Below are 18,285 nucleotides of genomic sequence, written 5' to 3' on the forward strand. Positions count from 1 at the left end.
TGTCTGGAAACTGGCCTCAGACGACTAACTGATCCAACTTGGCCGCCCAGATGAAATCATTCTCACTAAGGCCGTCAATTTCGTGGGTCGTCAGCTGAACATCCACATATCCCCATCCAAATCTGATGTCAGGATGATGCCCTTGCTGATCGGCAAGCCAGGCGCAAAGGTTTGCCAGATAGGCCGCCTTGGCAAAACCTTTGAGTTTGAAATGACGGCTGAGTGTTTTTGCATCCGCATCCAGCGACCAATCGGAGGTCAACTGGGCCAGATGCGCGCTTGCCGCATCACGGTTCAAAGCTGGAATGCCGCCGGAACAAGGGGCACAGGTCCGATCCGATAGGGTGCAGGTTTGTTCTGATGTGGTCATGTCCAGCTTACTCCGCCGCTGTTGCCTTTTCGGGAAACTTATTCGGCAACAGGCCCAGTGATTGCGCCTTATGCACATCCGCCAGCAAATCCCGATCGGCGGCAGCAAACAGTTCCTCGGGGTCGTCCAGCACGAAATAGCCCATCTGGTGCACATCAATCCGGTAGGGCGTGCGCAGGATCGTCAGAACGTCAAAGGGATCGCGGTCGGGTATTTCGCTTTCCACCGCGTAGACAAGTTCGGTCGGGGATGAGGCAAGCCCCGATCCCAGCGCCTTGATCACCCCATCCTGACGCCGCAGACCAAATTCGATCGAAAACCAATACAGTCGGATCAGCCAGGCATAGTCCTTTTCACCGGCCCGCACCCCAGCCATTCCGATAGCATGACTGAACGCAGCAAATCGCGGATCGCTCAACAACGGAGTATGGCCGAAAATTTCATGAAAGATGTCCGGTTCCTCGATATAATCGAAATCCTCGCGGGACCGGATAAACGAGGCGGCCGGGAAAACCCGGTCGGCCAACATGCCAAAGAAGGTCTTGAACCCGATCAGCGCGGGTACAGGCTGCACTTTCCAGCCTGTCATATCCAGAAGCCTCTCAGAAATATCAGCGCATGATGGAACACGGGTTTTCGGAAGCTCCAGCCGGTCCAGCCCCGCGAGATAATCACGCGCCATATAGCGCTGTATGTTCTCTTGCTGAGCGGCATAAAGATCAGCCCAGACAGCATCCTCTTCGTCGGTATATGTGATGTGACCATCGGCATTGGCCACCTTGGCGACGTATTTTGTCGACTTTGGCATGGAAGCTCCTCCTGAAAAGAGCATAGCCAGCCATCGTGAAAAATTTCATTTGAATGTTTTTCAGGATCATACAATATGAACGAAACATTTCACAAACTCAAAAGATATGACGCAAATGCTTCAAAACGCGGATATCGCCATCCTGCAAGAGCTTCAGACCGATGGCCGTCTGTCTATGCAAGAGCTCGCGGATCGTACCGGCCTGTCTGCCTCGCAATGTTGGCGGCGGGTTCGCGATCTCGAAGCTGCTGGGGTTGTGGCAGGCTATACCGCTCGTGTGCCCGCCAAATCCGTTGGCCTGAACGCAATAGCCTATGTTCATGTTGCGCTGCGCGATCATCAGGAAGACAGCATCACTTCGTTTTTGCGGCTGGTTGAGACCGAGGCTCAGATTGTCGAGTGCGCCTCAATCACCGGGGATCATGACTTCATTCTGAAAGTCTATTCGAAAACACCCGAAGATCTTGAGGCGTTCATCATGCAAAGGCTGTTGAAATCGGGGTTAGTCCGCGACACTCGCAGCAATTTTGTACTGCGGCAGACGAAAACACGTGGCCCTTTGCCCATTCTTTGATCTATCGCTCCAAAATCCGTTGAACCTATTCCCTGCCCCACCTATCGTGCGGGATCAGAACAGTTCAATCAGGACACCCCTATGACCAACCAAGTGCCACACCCGATGTCTCCTCAAGATTGCCTCGTGGCGATTATGGTTGCGATCTCTGCATCAGATGAGACCATCCGCACCGCCGAGCTGGTCAAAATCGAGGGCGCGGTCAACATGCTGCCTGTCTTTGCAGAATATGACATCGACCGGATGTATCGCGTTTCCCAGATCGTCTTCGATCTGTTTGAACAAGAAGATGGTCTGGATGCCCTGTTTGGACTGATTCGCGACAACCTGCCCGAACGCCTGAACGAAACCTCCTATGCGCTTGCATGTGATGTTGCGGCTGCAGATGGTACGCTGGCAGAATCCGAATTGCGGCTGCTCGAGGAAATCCGTTACGAGTTGGACATCGACCGTTTGCATGCCGCTGCCATCGAGCGCGGCGCGCGGGCACGGCACACGACCTGACATCAGCTGCTGCCGGCCAGCTTCCCCCACCTTTCGATCAGTGCGCGCTGCAATTTGCGCGACCTGTTATTCCAGCTCCGCCCGCCTTCGGGCCGTTCACGATACGCTCGGGGGATCGTTGCGCGATGTTCTATGTCGGCCGTGAATATCGCAAAGGCCAGCTCTGCCCCATCCGGTGAGGTTATGAACCCACCAAGGCCCGAGACAAAGTTCAGGGTTCCGGTTTTCGCATTCACTCTGATCGGATGATCCTTGACCGGCCGCCCCTGACTGTCGGCAAGGGTAAATTTCTTCAGCAAAGGCCGGAGGTCTCCGGCTTTCTGCGCCGCCAGCAGCGCGACCACCAAGTCCTCGGGCGCTACGCGTGAATCGCCCCCAAGCCCTGAATGATCGACCATCGCAACCCCGGTCACACCATAGGTCTCTGTGGCCCATCTGTTCATCTCGGCGGCTGACTCCGCCAAAGTCTGCGGTCGCGTACCACGCGCCCTCGAGGCAGCGAGCCCCACCATCTCGGCAGTGAGATTGGTCGAGTATTTCAGCATGCCCTGCAATATGCTCTCGAGCGGGTCGCTTTGATGAATGACCAAAGGGGTTCCATTCGGCATCTCCCGCGTGACCTGCGTCCGCCCCAGCACAATTCCGTTGGATCGGGCCAATGTTCTGAAAACGTCGCCTGCATAAAGCGCGGGCTTGCGGACAGGCAGCCACCGCGCCCCATCGCTACCCAACGCGCCTTTGGCAACAGTCCACCGGTCCTGACGGGCGCTGGGTTCGTAAGTATAGATCGGCAGATTGCGGCCCTCGACCTTCATCGACGCCACTTCAACTGCAGGCGTATAGCGCGTGCTTCGGGCATCCATGGTCACGTCATAGCTGGCGCCCTGCTTTTTCCACTCGAAATGCACGCGATTGAAATTCAGAGAAATGCCGCTGATCGCAGGGCTGTACCCCAAATGATCTGGCTGCCCCGGATCAATGCTGAACACGTAAGGCAACGCGCCATCATAAACTTTGAACGCGCCGCGGACCTCGGTGATTCCGGCCTCGCGCAAGTTTGCCGCCATCGTGGCCAGCGCATCCGTATCCAGCAAAGGATCACCACCGCCAACAAGAACAAGATCGCCGTTCAAAATGCCGTTTTCTATGGGCCCCTCAGCGACCAACGCAGTTTCGAACCTGTAGTCAGCACCCAACACATTCAGCGCGTAAAGCGCGGTCAGGGCCTTGCCAACACTTGCCGGTGGCAAACCCCGGTCGCCACCATAGGCTTCAAGCACCGTGCCTGTATCAGCGTCGGCTACAGCAAAGGCGACTTCGCCGCGCAGGTTCGCGGCTTCGACCAAGCGCACAACACCTACGATCGGCTCATCACGAATCTGAGGCCTCAATGATGTAAGCGGTGCCTCAGCCATAACGGCTACAGGCATCAGGGCCGCGCCCAGCCCAGCAATAAATCCTCGTCGCGAATAACGATCATTCATGGGTTAATTAAAATCCCAGAGATCACAGGCAAACAACCTGAGATCCGAATTATGGGCCCACAGGGGCTATTCAGGCAACACCTTGTTGCCCCAAACCCCATGAATGCGCAACTGGGTCGAACTGACATCCAGCATCGGCACATTCACAAAACACCACGCCGGGGCCTGTGCCCGGCCGAGTAAATGCCGCGCCTGCCCGTCGATGCGGTATTTGGCATAGCGACGCGCCGCAGGGGACATACGTGCAGAGATGCGGTCTCCGGGACGGGCAACAACGCCAACCGGTACGGTTTCAATAATCGACCGCCAATCCTTCCACTTATGGAATTGCGCCAGGTTATCCGCGCCCATCAGCCAGACAAACCTGACCTGCGGATAAAGCTTCTGCAGGGCGGCGACAGTATCCGCCGTGGCGCGTGTGCCGGTCTGGGCCTCGATATCCGTCACCTCGACACGTGGATGCTGCATCACAGCTTGCGCTGCCTTCACCCGCCGCGCCAATGGCGCAGGCCCGCGCTCTTTCAAAGGATTGCCCGGAGAGACCAGCCACCACACCCGATCCAGCCCAAAGGCCTTCATTGCCTCGAGTGTCACATGCACATGGCCCTTATGCGGCGGATCAAATGACCCCCCGAACAACCCCACGACCTGCCCGGGCCGTACATATGGGATAGAGCTACGCTGCATCTCTTGCTGATGTTCAGAACTCGGCGGGGTTGTCAATCAACAGGTTGCACAGCGTCGCCCAACCTGACCCGCCCGGGCCGCACCACCTCGGCGCACCAACCGCCATGACCCCGAACGGCGGAATAACCACACTTGCCCAGCGCCTCCTCCATCCGGCTGCACGGCGCGCAGATCACAGTGAAACGCAGGATGGCCTCGCCCACCTGCACCTCACGCCCCTTGAGCGCCGCCAAATTGATTCCTGATACCACCAGATTGCGTCGCAGGGTTTCAGGCGCAACCAGACCCTACCCGAGATAGGAGCCTATCGCAGACAGATGTTCCCGCTGGATCAGGGTCACGGCTCGCTTGCCCGCGCAGCTGCGGTCTCCGTCCGGCCCATTAGCAGAGAACATGGCCCCCTCTACAGCGACTATCTCATTCCGCAGCGCAGGCCGCAAACTAATCCAGTCAGCGCAACCTGCTTGTGAGTAGCAAGAAATAACGTATTGGAATGCCGTTGTTATAGCGGTTCCTTCAGTCTGCGTTACTGAACGGACCTTCTTGCAGTTTCCTAGCTTCCCTCCAAGCCCACAACGCAAGGATTATTTGCAGAGTCAAGGCACTGCCATAGCTTGCAGCACCTGTACTGACTGGATAAGCACTACCCCGACAGAAAAACACTAAATCAATAGGAACAATCTATTGCGCAACCTATCATTGGCCACTGCTTTCCTCGCCCTCTCGTCGAATGTTTTGTATGCAGGCGCACAGGAGGATGCCGATTATATAGCCAACGTCACCGTAAACGAAGAAGTCATGCAAGGTGTGCTGGTCGCAATGCGTCCGGTCCTGATACAAGCGGTGCAACAAGATCTAATTTCCAGGGGCATAAAAGTATCTGATACCGAAGCGTTTTTCGACATTGTGATGGACGTATTCATGGATGGATTCATCCACGAACTGCGGATTCCAACGGCTCAATTCTATGTTGAAAATTTCTCAGCTTCTGAATTGCACGAAATAACCCAGTTCTACGACAGCCCGACGGGAAAGAAGCTACTCCGATTAACGCCTGCAATGATGCAGCATGGCGCAAAAACGGGTCAGGTGGCCGGTGCAAAAGCGGCTCAGATGGTTCAACCCGAAATTGTTCGGCGCATCCACGAAGAAGGTCTCGTAATCGAAAATAGATCTTTCACCGACAAATTGCTGGAAGCCTTCGAATAAGCTCAGAACTATTCTTGCTCGCCCTTGTCGGCTCGGGTATCACACCGTCCAACCAAATTCCTCCGACCCAAAGGACGCGACATGGCCGCCTATCAATATGTCTACCACATGCAGGGTGTCTCCAAGACCTATCCCGGTGGCAAGAAGTGCTTTGAAAACATCCACCTGAGCTTTCTGCCCGGCGTGAAAATCGGTGTTGTCGGCGTCAACGGCGCGGGTAAATCGACGCTGATGAAGATCATGGCCGGCCTCGACAAGGATTTCACCGGCGAGGCCTGGGCGGCCGAAGGCGCCAAAGTCGGTTACCTGCCGCAGGAACCGAAGCTGGACGAAAGCCTCAGCGTGCGCGAAAACGTCATGCTGGGCGTGGCCGAGAAAAAGGCGATCCTCGACCGCTATAACGAACTGGCGATGAACTACTCAGACGAAACCGCGGATGAGATGGCCAAGCTGCAGGACGAGATCGACAGCCAGAACCTCTGGGATCTCGACAGCCAGATCGACGTTTCGATGGAGGCGCTGCGCTGCCCGCCAGACGATGCCAATATCGCCAACCTCTCAGGCGGTGAAAAACGCCGCGTCGCGCTGTGCAAATTGCTGCTCGAAGCGCCCGACATGCTGCTGCTCGACGAGCCGACCAACCACCTGGATGCCGAAACAATCGCCTGGCTGCAACAGCACCTGATCGACTACAAGGGCACCATCCTGATCGTCACTCACGACCGCTATTTCCTCGACAGTATCACCGGCTGGATCCTCGAACTCGACCGGGGTCGTGGTCTGCCTTACGAGGGCAACTATTCCGCGTGGCTGGAACAAAAGGCCAAAAGGCTGGAGCAGGAAGCCCGCGAGGACAAGTCTAAGCAGAAGACCCTGCAACGCGAACTCGACTGGATGCGCCAAGGCCAGAAGGCCCGTCAGGCCAAATCAAAGGCCCGGATCAACGCCTATAATGATTTGGCGGAACAGTCCGAGCGCGAAAAGCTGACCCGCGCACAGATCGTCATCCCCAACGGCCAGCGCCTTGGCGGTAAGGTGATCGAGGTCGAAGGCCTGTCCAAACACATGGGCGATAAGCAACTGATCGAGAACCTCGACTTTACCCTGCCCCCCGGCGGTATTGTCGGCGTCATCGGGCCCAACGGCGCCGGTAAATCGACCCTGTTCAAGATGCTTACTAGTCAAGAGCAGCCCGACGCAGGCACCATCACACTTGGCGACACGGTTGAACTGTCCTATGTCGACCAATCCCGCGATGACCTGAAGGACAACGAAACCGTGTGGGAAGCGATCACCGGCGGCGCCGAGATCATTCAGTTGGGCGATGCGCAGGTCAATTCCCGCGCCTATTGCTCGTCCTTCAACTTCAAGGGCGGCGACCAGCAGAAAAAGGTCTCCTTGCTGTCAGGGGGTGAGCGCAACCGCGTCCACATGGCCCGCCTGCTGAAAGAGGGCGGCAACGTTCTGCTGCTCGATGAACCGACCAACGATTTGGACGTCGAAACCCTGCGCGCGCTGGAAGACGCGCTGGTCGATTTCGCCGGCTGCGCCGTGGTCATCAGCCACGACCGCTTCTTCCTCGACCGGATCTGCACGCATATCCTGGCGTTTGAGGGTGATGCCCATGTCGAATGGTTCGAGGGCAACTTCGAGGATTACGAAGAGGACAAGAAACGCCGACTGGGACCAGACGCGCTGGAGCCGAAGCGGTTGAAGCATAAGAAGTTTGCGCGATGAGACGGAAGCTCAAAAGACGGTTGGAAAAATGGCAACGTAGCGCGCTGAAAATCAGCGCACCGCTGCGCAAGCGCATCCGGCAAATGTACAAGACAGATTACTGTGTGATCGTCGCAAGCAATGGCCGGTCGGGCAGCACCATGACCTACCATGCGCTGCGCGATGCACTGGAAAGGCTGGACCCAAACCTCTCGGGTCAGGCCAGTTTCGTGTCTCGGTTGGACGACGCCACCTTCCAGGCGCCGTTTCTTTACAAGACGCATGATTTTCCGCAGGTTTTGTCAAACTGGTCAAAAGATACCCGAGTCGTCTTTTGCTTTGGCTCGACAAAGGACTCTACCTTTTCAGTCTACACAGCGATGGAAGGCTATGGCCCTGAGTGGATAAAAAAGCACTTCTACAATCTGCATGCGACGGGCACATATGACGAGCTTTTCGAACGGGATGTGCTGCAACAGGCACGGCAGATCAAGGAATGGGTCACTTATGACGACATCCCGGTATTGTGCGTTCACTACGATGCGTTGTGGGAATATCAGGACGAAATCTCTGAATTTACCGGATTGAAATTTGTACCGGCTCCGCGGCGTGAACGGGCTGAAAAAGATATTCCGGAAGATCTGCGAAAGGCCGCGAGCCAAATCTACGATCCGATTGACGAAGTGATTTCCCAGCTTCCCAGATGTTTTGTGGCCTCGCCAGAAATGAACGAGATCGTGGGCAAATTGCCGCTCGCAAAGTGATCCTCGGACGGTCTGGCGCGTGACGTTCTTCCGGGCGTTCGTGGATCCAAAAAATTCAGTCTAACCTCATACATTGTATAGATTGTTTCAGGATATTCTGATGCGTAGATTCTGATGCCTGGCGCTAGTTTCAGCCGTTCAGGATTGCAAATCCGGCTTGTCACATCTCGTCTGAACTGGCATACTCAGAGTGCTACCGTTTTTCTATTTCGACCCACTGTCTCCTTCTACGGCGTTCAGTCTATCGATACAGACGACGACGCCAGGCTGTCGCAACTCCGTGGGCAGCACCAGATAAGGAGAACACGGATATGCCTTCAGGCACCGTAAAATGGTTCAACACCACCAAAGGCTACGGCTTTATTGCACCCGAAGATGGCGGCAAAGACATCTTCGTTCACATCTCGGCCGTCGAACGCTCGGGCCTGACCGGTCTGGCCGACAACCAGAAAGTCACGTACGAGCTGCGCTCGGGTCGTGACGGTCGCGAAAGCGCCGACGACATCCAGCTGGCGTAAGCCGCTGTAAGGGCAGGGTTTTCCTCTGCCCTTTTCTATTTGTGCCTGAGCGACCACCTGTAAAAGTGTGTCCCGGCGATTACATCACAATTCAGTTACTCTTCCCCGACGATTGACCGGATCGGATATCATCCGGACACTATGGTCATGATTTTTCTGTTGTATTGAAGAGAGCTGATATGTTGACACGCCGTACATTCCTGACTGCAACAGCAGCAGCAAGCCTTGTTTCGACCGCCGCGTCGGCAAAGAAAGCCGTCGAATACGACCCCACTCCTCAATTTGTTCGAATCAAAAAGCAATTCCTGCCAGGCCAGCTTCTGGTGGTTCCACGCTCGTTCTATCTGTACTTCGTAACAGAACCTCGCAAGGCAATCCGTTACGGGTGCGGGGTGGGCAAAGCCGGGCTGGAGTTCACCGGAACAGCGACCATAGACGTCAAAAAGGAGTGGCCCACCTGGCGCCCCACCAATGAAATGATCGAGCGTGAACCAATTACATATGCTCGTTTCAAGGATAACGACTATGTGCAGCCTGGCGGTGACGGCAATCCGTTAGGTGCACGGGCGCTTTATCTGTTCCAGAACGGCGTTGACACTTATTTCCGAATTCACGGGACCACTCAGCCGCAGACCATAGGCCGTGCGGCCTCGAACGGATGTATACGCATGCTGAACACGCATGTCATCGACCTGTACCAGCGGGTGCCGATTGGAACAGTTGTGACGGTCGTCTGATCAATCTTCTGCTGATTTCACAAGTACCAAAACCTTTGGTCCAAGGTCTTCAACGATGAGGGCCACACCACTGGCGTTGGGATGGATGCCATCTGCCTGCATGTGTTCCCGTACTTCTTCGGGGTTTCCTGCCGCAGTCAAACCTGTGAAAAAACTTGGCGCATATCCAGTCTGATATCGATCCGCCAGATCGGAGTAGATCGCATCAAATGCGGCTTTGTAATCTGGGCCGTAATTCCCCGGCGCCTGCATCCCGACCAACAACACGGCGACCTCAGCGCCATCTGCTGCTTTCAGGATCGTCTCAAGATTTGCGCGTGCAACTGCCGGATCAAGCCCTCGCAACAGATCGTTCCCGCCCAATGCGACGATCATCCCATCCACGTCGGGCGTCAGTGTCCAGTCCACACGTGCCGCCCCTCCGGCGGTGGTGTCCCCGGATACACCCGCATTGATCAGGCGCACATCCGCTCCGTGATCTTTCAACCAACGATCCAGCTGCGGGACAAATCCGTCTTGCTCGGGCAGGCCGTACCCTTGAGTCAAAGAATCCCCGAGAGCGGCAATCACTACGGTTTCTGCTGTGGCCGCAAAGCCGCAACACGTGATAAGCACCGGCATCAAAGCCTTGCGCAACATCTCAACTGCTCCATATCCCATTTGATTACCTCGGTTCGGACCAACCCATGATCGCAACTGTTCTATCGCTTGAAAATGCCGCTTTATCGCTGGATGGCAATGCCGGTCAGGTAGATATCCTGCACGACATCACGCTTTCCGTACACAAGGGCGAGACACTGGGTCTGATTGGGCCGTCCGGGTCAGGAAAATCGTCGTTACTAATGCTGATGGGCGGGCTGGAACAGGCGACGGGCGGCCAGGTAACTGCACTCGGGCAAAATCTGACCCGCATGAACGAAGACGAGCTCGCGCGGTTCCGACGCAACAGCATGGGCGTTGTATTTCAGAATTTCCACCTGATCCCCACGATGACTGCCCTTGAGAACGTGGCCACACCGCTGGAGTTGGCCGGCCACAAAGATGCCTTTCAACGGGCCGAAGCCGAATTGGAGTCCGTAGGGCTGACGCATCGACGCGACCATTATCCGGCGCAGCTCTCCGGTGGAGAGCAGCAGCGCGTCGCGCTCGCCCGTGCCTCTGCCCCGCGACCACAGATCCTGCTGGCGGATGAGCCTACCGGCAATCTGGACGAAACAAACGGAGCCGCCATCATTGATCTGCTGCTTGGCCTGCGCGACAGGCATGGTGCTACTTTAGTTCTGGTGACCCATAGCCACAGCCTTGCGCGCAGATGTGACCGTGTTGTCCGGCTGCGCGATGGAAGGATTGCCGATGACACAAGGCAAGAGGCCGCCGAATGAGCCTGCGGATGGCCGGGCGGCTGGCGCGGCGGGAACTGCGCGGAGGTCTGCGCGGTTTTCGGGTGTTTCTGGCTTGTCTTGCACTTGGGGTCGCTGCCATTGCCGCAGTGGGTTCGGTCCGCCACGCCATCCAAACCGGACTGACGCAAGAAGGCGCGGCTCTGCTGGGCGGGGATGCACAGCTGGAATTCACCTATCGCTTTGCGGATGAGGCTGAGCGTGCATGGATGAACGACGCGGCCTTAGCCATCTCCGAAGTCGTCGATTTTCGGTCAATGGCAGTCGCGCAGCAGAATAGTGACCCACAGCGGGCGCTTACGCAGGTCAAATCCGTTGACGACTCCTATCCATTGTTGGGCAAGCCAATACTAGAGCCCCAGATGCCCCTGCGTGACGCCTTTACAGGCCAGCAAGGGGCGCCCGGTGCCGTAATGGCTCCCGCTCTGATCGACCGGCTTCAGCTATCGGTTGGGGATCGGTTTTCACTTGGAACTCAGGAATTTGTCCTGATGGCAGCCCTGATCCACGAACCGGACGGGGCGGCAGACGGGTTTGGATTGGGTCCGCGCACGCTGATCCGCACACAGGACTTGCTGACTTCCGGATTATTGGCACCGGGTACTCTGTTTTCCACCAAATACCGCCTGGATCTACCGCCGGGGTCTGATCTTACAGCTCTTTCGGCGCAGGCAAGCGAAGCCCTTGAAGGCAGCGGAATGCGGTGGACCGATGCACGGAACGGTGCCCCCGGCATTTCAGAATTTGTTGCCCGGCTCAGCGCTTTTCTGGTTCTGGTTGGACTATCCGGGCTGGCTGTTGGCGGCATCGGCGTATCTGCAGCGGTGCGCGCCTATCTGGCGCAAAAGACTGAAACCATTGCTACCTTGCGTACTTTGGGTGCCGATCGGGCGACCGTGTTTCAGACTTATCTGATCCAGATCGGTATTCTCTCTGGCATCGGCATTTTTCTGGGCATCATATTGGGTGGATCGGTGCCTCTGCTGCTTGCGCCGCTGATCGAAACTCGCCTGCCTGTGCCCGCAGTGTTCTCGTTCTATCCGCAGCCTCTGGCTGAAGCCGCGCTTTACGGCGTGCTCACCGCCTTTTTATTCACACTCTGGCCCCTTGCCCGTACTGAAGAAGTCCGCGCTGCGACCCTGTTTCGCGATGCGCTGTCTTCGGCGCGCTTCCTGCCCCGTGCAAAATACATCCTAGCGACAGGCATCGGGCTTGCGGCGCTGATCGGCGCAGCTGCCTTTTTCAGCGGATCGGCGCGCCTGACCCTTTGGACCAGCGGCGGGTTGGCCGGAGCGCTGGTTCTGCTTTCGATGGCAGCGCTGGCGATCCGCAAACTGGCGCGCCTGACCACAAAACCCGCCCGAGGGAATCCTCCCCTGCGATGGGCCCTGTCGGCCATTTCCGATCCGCGCGAAGGGGCCGCATCGGTTGTCCTGTCGCTGGGGTTGGGCCTGTCGGTACTGGCCGCAGTCGGGCAAATCGACGGCACCCTGCGAAACGCGATTTCAGGAAACCTGCCCGATGTCGCCCCTTCTTATTTCTTCGTCGATATCCAGAAAGAGCAGATGCCCGGCTTTACCGAACGGCTGGAAAACGACCCTGCCGTAAGCCGGATCCAAAGCGCGCCCATGCTGCGCGGGATCATCACGCAGATTAACGGGCAGCCCGCGATTGAGGTCGCCGGGGACCACTGGGTACTGGAAGGCGACCGCGGGGTCACCTATTCCGACGCCCCGCCCTCGAACGCACGGGTCACCGCCGGGGAATGGTGGTCCGAGGACTATTCCGGAACGCCTCAGGTCAGCTTCGCCGCTGAAGAGGCCGAAGAGATGGGCCTGAAGCTGGGTGACCAACTGACCGTCAACATATTGGGGCGCGACATCACCGCAGAGCTCACCTCTCTGCGCGAGGTGGATTTCTCGACCGCCGGGATGGGTTTCATCATGTCCATGAACCCGTCGGCCCTGGCCGGCGCACCGCATAGCTTCATTGCCACCGTCTATGCCGAAGAGCAGGCCGAAGCCGCGATCCTTCGTGATCTGGCGGGTAAATTCCCCAATATCACCGCAATCCGTGTCCGCGATGCGATTGACCGGGTCTCGGGTCTGCTGGCCGGGTTGGCCGCTGCGACGTCTTATGGGGCTGGTGTATCGCTGCTAACCGGCTTTCTGGTCCTGATCGGCGCCGCGGCAGCGGGCGAACCAGCCCGGCGGTACGAGGCCGCAGTCCTGAAGACCATCGGTGCCGACCGTCGGCGCATATTGATCAGCTTTGCCCTTCGGGCTGTTCTGCTGGGGTCTGCCGCTGGAATTGTGGCCCTGATGGTGGGCATCCTCGGCGGCTGGGCGGTTGCGACATATATTTTCGACACCAGCTTTGACGTCATCTGGCCATCTGCCATCGGCATCGTATTGGCCGGGATCATCGTCACGCTGGGCGCGGGGTTGATCTTTGCCTTGAAACCCCTTGCCGTTCGCCCGGCGCGCATCTTGCGCGCCAGCGACTGAGTTTATCGGACGCAGGCGACGGGCTGCAAAATCGTCAGCAGATTTGCATTGTCACACACCAGCGAATCCAACGTGATTTCGTCCAGCGAGGCATAAAAGACCTCGGCCGCGTCCCGCAGCGCAAGACGCAGCCGGCAGGCGTTGGTGAGCGGGCATGTATTGTCGGCATCCGCAAAGCACTCGGCAATCGGCAAGTCGCCCTCGATATGCCGAAAAACCGAACCGATCCGTATCTGATCAGCAGATCTAGCGAGTACCATACCGCCATTGCGACCGCGATGAGTGCTCAGATAATCTAACTGGCTGAGTTGGTTGATCACCTGCGCCAAATGGTTTTCCGAGATATTACAGGCCTTTGCGATCTCGGATTTGGTCACCAACCTGTCTGGATTTGCTGCACAATACATCAGTAGGCGCACAGCAATATTTGTCCGCTTGGTTATCCGCATGTTTGCCTCCCTAAGTTCAACATGCTGCCTTATTGCATGTTGGGCAAAAAAGCGGTTTGACATACATCAATTCCCGGTCAGAAGTGATCCCGCATGGCAGACCCCTATTTCTTTGGCTACGGCAGCCTCGTGAACCTCGCGACCCACGATTTCCCCGACCCGCATCCCGCGCAGTTGAAGGGATGGCGGCGGGCCTGGCGGCATACCGATTTGCGCCCGGTCGCTTTCCTGACCGCCATTCCGGATCCCACTTCTGAAATCGACGGCATGATTGCCCATGTCCCGGGAAATGACTGGGACGCGCTGGATCAACGTGAGTGGGCCTACGACCGCGTTCCAGCGACTAAGGCCGTCACCCATTCTCTGCCACACGAGGTTGAGATCGCTGTTTATGCCGTACCTGATGACCGTCAATCCGCGGCCAGCCGGCGCCACCCCCTGCTGATGAGCTATATCGACGTGGTTGTGCAAGGCTATTTGCGTGCGTTCGGGTGCGAGGGCGCCGATCGCTTTTTTGCTACCACTGATGGCTGGGACGCCCCGATCCTGAATGACCGGGCAGAGCCGCGGTATCCGCGCCACCAGGCATTGAAACCAGATGAGACTTGTTTTGTGGATGATCGGCTGAAGCGAATAGCAGCCCAGATCGCAGAGACCTAATAGAAAAATGGCGCGGCCAGCAGACCACGCCTTATCACAATCTAAGGCACTAAGATCAGCCGCGCGCGCGGATCACCTGCAGAAGGGGCAACAGGGTTGCCATCTCGGGGCCGCGCTCCATCCCTGTCAGTGCCTTGCGCAAAGGCATGAACAGACTCTTGCCCTTGCGGCCTGTCGCGTCTTTCACCGCGCTGGTCCACTGCCCCCAGGTCGCGCCGTCGAACGGGCCTTCTGGCAACAACGCCACAGCCTCGGTGATGAACTCTCGGTCTTCATCGGCAATCAGTGGTTCGGCACCGTTAAGGCACAGCTCCCACCACCCTTTCAGGTCTGCCAGAGTGGTGATGTTCTCGCGGGCCATGGCCCAGAACGGTTCGGCCAGTTCGGCCGGTACGCCCGCATCTGCCACAGCATCCGCAACGTCGGCCAATGACAAAGATTGCAGGTGTTTTGCCGTCAACGGAAACAGGTCCTGAACGTCAAACTTGGTCGGCGCGGCACCAAAACGACCAATGTCAAATCCATCGATCAGCTCGGCCATCTCTGTCCGCAACTCAACCGGGTCGGATGAGCCCAGACGCGCCATCAAGCTGAGCAATGCTAACGGCTGTACGCCCTGCTCGCGCAGATCACGCAGAGCCAGCGTGCCCAGTCGCTTAGACAGCGCCTCGCCCTGGGGGCCGGTCAGCAGAGAATGATGTGCAAAACGCGGGCAAGTACCGCCCAGCGCTTGGATGATCTGAATCTGCGTCGCAGTATTGGTTACATGGTCCGAGCCACGCACCACATCGGTCACACCCATTTCGGTATCATCGACCACCGACGCAATCGTGTACAGAACCTGACCGTCGCCCCGGATCAGTACTGGATCCGACACCGAGGATGCATCAATCGAGATATCGCCTAGAATACCGTCGGTCCACTCGATCCGTTCATGATCCAGCCTAAAGCGCCAGACACCGTTGCCACGTTCTGCCCGCAGCGCGTCTTTCTCGGCGTCGTTAAGGTTCAATGCTGCGCGGTCATAAACCGGCGGCTTGCCCATATTCAGCTGCTTCTTGCGCTTGAGGTCCAGCTCGGTCGGGGTTTCGAAGGCTTCATAGAACCGGCCCATCTCCCGCAGCTTGTCGGCTGCCTCAGCATAGCGGTCCAGACGCTCGGACTGTCGTTCGACCCGGTCCCAATGCAGGCCCAGCCACTCGAGGTCCTGTTTGATGGCATCGACATATTCTTCCTTCGACCGCTCGGGGTCTGTGTCGTCGATACGCAGGATGAACGTGCCGCCGGCCTTGCGGGCAATCAGGTAGTTCATCAGCGCTGTGCGCAGGTTGCCCACATGGATGTAACCGGTGGGTGACGGGGCGAAACGGGTGGTTGTCATAGGAGTCTCCTGTTGGCGCGGCTCTTCTCACAGGATGGGCAAATTGTCCAGCCACCGCACCGGTTCACGCCAACGTCAGGTGGCAATCCTCGGGCGATACCCTATCTTCAAAGTGCTGGCACACACAGGGAGATCTCAAAATGACCGTTACACTAACTCGTAGGGCCGCACTGGGCGCGGCGGCAGCATTGCCTTTTGCATCAGCTGCTACCCCCATCCTGGCTGCAGCAAGCGATACCAAAGCGAATTCAACTATCGCGAAATCGTTCCAGCTGGGCGATTTCACCGTAACAACTCTGCTGGATGGCAGCCTGCCGCGCGATGGCGCCAAAGAGATTTTCGGCGGCGGTGCCACGGATGAGGAATTTGCAAACGTATCGGCCCAGAATTTTATTCCTGCCGATAAAGCCCAGTTCTTTTTCACACCAACGCTGGTCAATACCGGATCTGAACTTGTGCTGTTTGATACTGGCCTTGGGCAAGGCGGCATTCAGGCGGCATTGGCAGATGCAGGCGTGAGCCCGGATCAAATCGATGTCGTCGTCATCACCCACATGCACCCTGACCATATTGGCGGCATGACCACAAATGACGCGCCAACCTTCCCGAATGCGCGCTATGTCACCGCATCATCCGAGTATGACTTTTGGGCCGCGCAGGATTCCGGCAATCGGGTCGGCGATCTGGTCGCCGCCAAAGTGACCCCAATGGCCGAAAAGATGACCTTTGTCGGCGATGGCGGCGAGGTTCTGTCCGGAATAACCGCCGTTTCAGCGCATGGGCATACCCCCGGACACACGGTCTTTCATCTGGAAAGCAACGGTCAACGTCTGGTGCTGACGGCCGATCTGGCCAATCACTATGTCTGGTCCTTCGCCCAACCCGAGTGGGAAGTGAAATTCGACATGGACAAAGCCGCAGCCGCCGCTTCTCGGCGTAATGTGCTGGGAATGCTGGCGGCGGACAAAATCCCGATGATCGGATATCACATGCCCTTCCCTGCCGCCGGTTTCGTCGAGACGCGCGGCGATGGGTTCCGATTTGTCCCGGTCAGCTATCAGATGATGGGTTAACGTCTAATACCCCAGGTCCGGCCGGATTTTCGACCCGTCCGTAAAGCGGGACAGGCGGAAAACGGCCGGATTAACACAGGGGACATTGCCCGAGACCAGATCAGCCATCAGCCGCCCGGCACCGGGCCCGATTCCGAACCCATGACCCGAGAAACCCGTAGCGATGAACAGGCCGGGCCTGTGGTCCACGTGCGAGATGATCGGGATCGCATCCGGCGTTACATCAATCATCCCTGCCCAGCTTTGAACGATTTCAACCTGCTTTAGCGCGGGAATACCACTGATTGCGCTTTTCCAAGCCCGCCGCAACACCCGGAGCGATGGTTCGGGATCCAGAGTGCGGCAAAGTTCGAACGGTGTCACATCCGTGGGCAACCACCTCCGATCTTGTCGCGCCTCTTCGGCCCACCGCTTCGACACCCGAAACCGCAGCGACCGCCACTCCTGGCGAAACGCAGGAAGAAATTGCCACGCCAGACGAAGGCTATCCGGCACGATATCAACGGTGTTTTCGTGCCCGGACGCAATCGTATACCCTCCGTCGTCCCGCTTGCGTATTGCAAAATTGTCCGACCACAAGGCAGCCTCAGGACCGGAAACCGGAGAGGTTCGGAATACGGTGTTCAGCACCTTCAGTTGTGGAAAATCAACTCCAGCATTCCCTGCAAACAAGCGCGACCACGCACCGCCCGCCAGTACGACATTGCCGCAGGCCACGCGACCGCGTTCTGTGAAGACACCGACGACACGGTCCGCCTCTGTATCCAGACAGCGCACTGCACAGTTGGTCATCAACAGGGCCCCCCGGTCACGCGCAGCTTCGGCGATTGCGGGTGCAGCCCATTGCGGTTCCGCCCTACCGTCTTGCGGCATAAACAATGCGCAATCCAACCCCGTCTGATGGTCTGGCATAAGTTCCGCCAACAGAGCCCCGGACACCATCCTTGCCCCAGTATTCAACCCCTTCACATGGCGAAGCCAGCGTTCAAGATTGCTCTGTTCCCGCTTGCCTGAGGCGCCGAACAGGATACCGGCCTGTGTGAAACCTGTCTTGCGCCCGGTGCGTTGATCGAGCTGCGCCCAGATACGCTGTGATTCCTGCATCAGCGGGATTTCCCGAGGATCGCGCATACCCAAACGCACCCATCCCCAGTTCCGTGAACTCTGCTCAGAGGCAATTTGTCCCTTTTCGCACAGAAGGACAGACATTCCCCGCTCTGACAGTTCGAGGGCGGTTGATGCCCCAATAATTCCTCCACCAATGACAACAACATCAACGGCTTTTGGCAGCTTTAGATCGGGTTCAACAGCATTAGGCTTGGGGCCAGGCATCAACCGCTCATAACTCATTGCACGGACCGCAATGAAGGCGCGGGATCAGGACAGACGCAACAGAAGAAACTTCGCTTCAATGACTATTGCTCAGGCCTGTGACCATTCGGCC

Annotated in this window: 20 protein-coding genes; 11 read left to right on the top strand and 9 right to left on the bottom strand. The window is 57.4% G+C overall.

The features are described from left to right. Positions 1-16: 16 nt before the first annotated feature. Positions 17-370 (bottom strand): 4a-hydroxytetrahydrobiopterin dehydratase, encoded by a 354-nt coding sequence (locus tag AC2FH8_RS06435; RefSeq protein WP_496688901.1) that lies wholly within the window; start codon positions 368-370, stop codon positions 17-19. Positions 371-377: 7 nt separating this feature from the next. Continuing rightward, entirely contained in the window at positions 378-1,178 is an 801-nt protein-coding gene (gene phhA, locus AC2FH8_RS06440) for a phenylalanine 4-monooxygenase (RefSeq protein ID WP_496688903.1), read from the bottom strand. Positions 1,179-1,284: 106 nt separating this feature from the next. On the opposite strand from phhA, the gene AC2FH8_RS06445 reads away from it, so the two are divergent. Together AC2FH8_RS06445 and AC2FH8_RS06450 are read left to right on the top strand one after the other, a co-directional pair. After that, complete coding sequence (locus AC2FH8_RS06445) at positions 1,285-1,752, top strand: Lrp/AsnC family transcriptional regulator (protein WP_246097185.1); 468 nt, start codon at positions 1,285-1,287, stop codon at positions 1,750-1,752. An 81-nt stretch (positions 1,753-1,833) separates the two neighbouring features. Continuing rightward, positions 1,834-2,256, top strand: coding sequence for a tellurite resistance TerB family protein (locus AC2FH8_RS06450; protein ID WP_142635642.1), 423 nt, complete (start codon positions 1,834-1,836; stop codon positions 2,254-2,256). 2 nt (positions 2,257-2,258) lie between these two features. Here the strand turns inward: AC2FH8_RS06450 and dacB are convergent, their stop codons facing one another. From dacB to AC2FH8_RS06465, 3 genes are all read right to left on the bottom strand, one after another. Continuing rightward, entirely contained in the window at positions 2,259-3,740 is a 1,482-nt protein-coding gene (dacB, locus tag AC2FH8_RS06455; protein WP_496688906.1) for a D-alanyl-D-alanine carboxypeptidase/D-alanyl-D-alanine endopeptidase, read from the bottom strand. Positions 3,741-3,806: 66 nt separating this feature from the next. Beyond that, positions 3,807-4,427, bottom strand: coding sequence for a nicotinate-nucleotide adenylyltransferase (locus tag AC2FH8_RS06460; RefSeq protein ID WP_496688908.1), 621 nt, complete (start codon positions 4,425-4,427; stop codon positions 3,807-3,809). Positions 4,428-4,459: 32 nt separating this feature from the next. Further along, positions 4,460-4,711, bottom strand: a complete 252-nt coding sequence (locus tag AC2FH8_RS06465; RefSeq protein ID WP_416383917.1) for an MOSC domain-containing protein — start codon at positions 4,709-4,711, stop codon at positions 4,460-4,462. Between the two features lie 415 nt (positions 4,712-5,126). On the opposite strand from AC2FH8_RS06465, the gene AC2FH8_RS06470 reads away from it, so the two are divergent. The 5 genes from AC2FH8_RS06470 (at position 5,127) to AC2FH8_RS06490 (ending at position 9,371) form a co-directional block, all read left to right on the top strand. Next, complete coding sequence (locus AC2FH8_RS06470) at positions 5,127-5,636, top strand: DUF2059 domain-containing protein (RefSeq protein ID WP_496688910.1); 510 nt, start codon at positions 5,127-5,129, stop codon at positions 5,634-5,636. Between the two features lie 81 nt (positions 5,637-5,717). Beyond that, entirely contained in the window at positions 5,718-7,373 is a 1,656-nt protein-coding gene (ettA, locus tag AC2FH8_RS06475) for an energy-dependent translational throttle protein EttA (RefSeq protein WP_496688912.1), read from the top strand. Beyond that, positions 7,370-8,116: a hypothetical protein gene (locus AC2FH8_RS06480; RefSeq protein WP_142635632.1), complete on the top strand. Its 747-nt coding sequence runs from the start codon at positions 7,370-7,372 to the stop codon at positions 8,114-8,116. The genes ettA and AC2FH8_RS06480 overlap by 4 nt, the downstream gene beginning before the upstream one ends. Positions 8,117-8,427: 311 nt before the next feature. After that, entirely contained in the window at positions 8,428-8,634 is a 207-nt protein-coding gene (locus AC2FH8_RS06485; RefSeq protein ID WP_142635630.1) for a cold-shock protein, read from the top strand. Between the two features lie 179 nt (positions 8,635-8,813). After that, the gene (locus AC2FH8_RS06490; protein ID WP_142635628.1) at positions 8,814-9,371 is read left to right on the top strand and encodes a L,D-transpeptidase; all 558 of its coding nucleotides are present in this window, start codon (positions 8,814-8,816) and stop codon (positions 9,369-9,371) included. Here AC2FH8_RS06490 and AC2FH8_RS06495 read toward each other — a convergent pair whose 3' ends face one another. After that, positions 9,372-10,031, bottom strand: coding sequence for an arylesterase (locus AC2FH8_RS06495; protein ID WP_496688914.1), 660 nt, complete (start codon positions 10,029-10,031; stop codon positions 9,372-9,374). It lies immediately after the preceding gene. Between the two features lie 26 nt (positions 10,032-10,057). Between AC2FH8_RS06495 and AC2FH8_RS06500 the strand changes: the two genes are divergently transcribed. Beyond that, on the top strand, positions 10,058-10,753 hold the full coding sequence (locus AC2FH8_RS06500; protein ID WP_271948339.1) for an ABC transporter ATP-binding protein: 696 nt from the start codon (positions 10,058-10,060) through the stop codon (positions 10,751-10,753). Then, on the top strand, positions 10,750-13,278 hold the full coding sequence (locus AC2FH8_RS06505) for an ABC transporter permease (RefSeq protein ID WP_496688916.1): 2,529 nt from the start codon (positions 10,750-10,752) through the stop codon (positions 13,276-13,278). The genes AC2FH8_RS06500 and AC2FH8_RS06505 overlap by 4 nt, the downstream gene beginning before the upstream one ends. A gap of 2 nt (positions 13,279-13,280) precedes the next feature. Here AC2FH8_RS06505 and AC2FH8_RS06510 read toward each other — a convergent pair whose 3' ends face one another. Further along, positions 13,281-13,727 (bottom strand): RrF2 family transcriptional regulator, encoded by a 447-nt coding sequence (locus AC2FH8_RS06510; RefSeq protein ID WP_142635622.1) that lies wholly within the window; start codon positions 13,725-13,727, stop codon positions 13,281-13,283. Between the two features lie 93 nt (positions 13,728-13,820). On the opposite strand from AC2FH8_RS06510, the gene AC2FH8_RS06515 reads away from it, so the two are divergent. Further along, positions 13,821-14,387 (top strand): gamma-glutamylcyclotransferase family protein, encoded by a 567-nt coding sequence (locus tag AC2FH8_RS06515; protein ID WP_496688918.1) that lies wholly within the window; start codon positions 13,821-13,823, stop codon positions 14,385-14,387. Positions 14,388-14,442: 55 nt separating this feature from the next. On the opposite strand, the gene gltX is transcribed toward AC2FH8_RS06515, so the two are convergent. Next, on the bottom strand, positions 14,443-15,768 hold the full coding sequence (gene gltX, locus AC2FH8_RS06520; protein ID WP_496688920.1) for a glutamate--tRNA ligase: 1,326 nt from the start codon (positions 15,766-15,768) through the stop codon (positions 14,443-14,445). A gap of 140 nt (positions 15,769-15,908) precedes the next feature. On the opposite strand from gltX, the gene AC2FH8_RS06525 reads away from it, so the two are divergent. After that, positions 15,909-16,841: an MBL fold metallo-hydrolase gene (locus AC2FH8_RS06525; RefSeq protein WP_496688922.1), complete on the top strand. Its 933-nt coding sequence runs from the start codon at positions 15,909-15,911 to the stop codon at positions 16,839-16,841. Between the two features lie 3 nt (positions 16,842-16,844). Here the strand turns inward: AC2FH8_RS06525 and AC2FH8_RS06530 are convergent, their stop codons facing one another. Further along, positions 16,845-18,173 (bottom strand): NAD(P)/FAD-dependent oxidoreductase, encoded by a 1,329-nt coding sequence (locus AC2FH8_RS06530; RefSeq protein WP_496689157.1) that lies wholly within the window; start codon positions 18,171-18,173, stop codon positions 16,845-16,847. Positions 18,174-18,285: the final 112 nt, after the last annotated feature.

The organism is Ruegeria sp. CDSC025 (assembly GCF_059610805.1).

Coding starts and splice junctions, on each gene's coding strand:
- AC2FH8_RS06435 (WP_496688901.1), bottom strand. CDS start 370: ATGACCACATCAGAACAAACCTGCACCCTATCGGATCGGACCTGTGCC.
- phhA (WP_496688903.1), bottom strand. CDS start 1,178: ATGCCAAAGTCGACAAAATACGTCGCCAAGGTGGCCAATGCCGATGGT.
- AC2FH8_RS06445 (WP_246097185.1), top strand. CDS start 1,285: ATGACGCAAATGCTTCAAAACGCGGATATCGCCATCCTGCAAGAGCTT.
- AC2FH8_RS06450 (WP_142635642.1), top strand. CDS start 1,834: ATGACCAACCAAGTGCCACACCCGATGTCTCCTCAAGATTGCCTCGTG.
- dacB (WP_496688906.1), bottom strand. CDS start 3,740: ATGAATGATCGTTATTCGCGACGAGGATTTATTGCTGGGCTGGGCGCG.
- AC2FH8_RS06460 (WP_496688908.1), bottom strand. CDS start 4,427: ATGCAGCGTAGCTCTATCCCATATGTACGGCCCGGGCAGGTCGTGGGG.
- ettA (WP_496688912.1), top strand. CDS start 5,718: ATGGCCGCCTATCAATATGTCTACCACATGCAGGGTGTCTCCAAGACC.
- AC2FH8_RS06480 (WP_142635632.1), top strand. CDS start 7,370: ATGAGACGGAAGCTCAAAAGACGGTTGGAAAAATGGCAACGTAGCGCG.
- AC2FH8_RS06485 (WP_142635630.1), top strand. CDS start 8,428: ATGCCTTCAGGCACCGTAAAATGGTTCAACACCACCAAAGGCTACGGC.
- AC2FH8_RS06490 (WP_142635628.1), top strand. CDS start 8,814: ATGTTGACACGCCGTACATTCCTGACTGCAACAGCAGCAGCAAGCCTT.
- AC2FH8_RS06495 (WP_496688914.1), bottom strand. CDS start 10,031: ATGGGATATGGAGCAGTTGAGATGTTGCGCAAGGCTTTGATGCCGGTG.
- AC2FH8_RS06500 (WP_271948339.1), top strand. CDS start 10,058: ATGATCGCAACTGTTCTATCGCTTGAAAATGCCGCTTTATCGCTGGAT.
- AC2FH8_RS06505 (WP_496688916.1), top strand. CDS start 10,750: ATGAGCCTGCGGATGGCCGGGCGGCTGGCGCGGCGGGAACTGCGCGGA.
- AC2FH8_RS06510 (WP_142635622.1), bottom strand. CDS start 13,727: ATGCGGATAACCAAGCGGACAAATATTGCTGTGCGCCTACTGATGTAT.
- AC2FH8_RS06515 (WP_496688918.1), top strand. CDS start 13,821: ATGGCAGACCCCTATTTCTTTGGCTACGGCAGCCTCGTGAACCTCGCG.
- gltX (WP_496688920.1), bottom strand. CDS start 15,768: ATGACAACCACCCGTTTCGCCCCGTCACCCACCGGTTACATCCATGTG.
- AC2FH8_RS06525 (WP_496688922.1), top strand. CDS start 15,909: ATGACCGTTACACTAACTCGTAGGGCCGCACTGGGCGCGGCGGCAGCA.
- AC2FH8_RS06530 (WP_496689157.1), bottom strand. CDS start 18,173: ATGCCTGGCCCCAAGCCTAATGCTGTTGAACCCGATCTAAAGCTGCCA.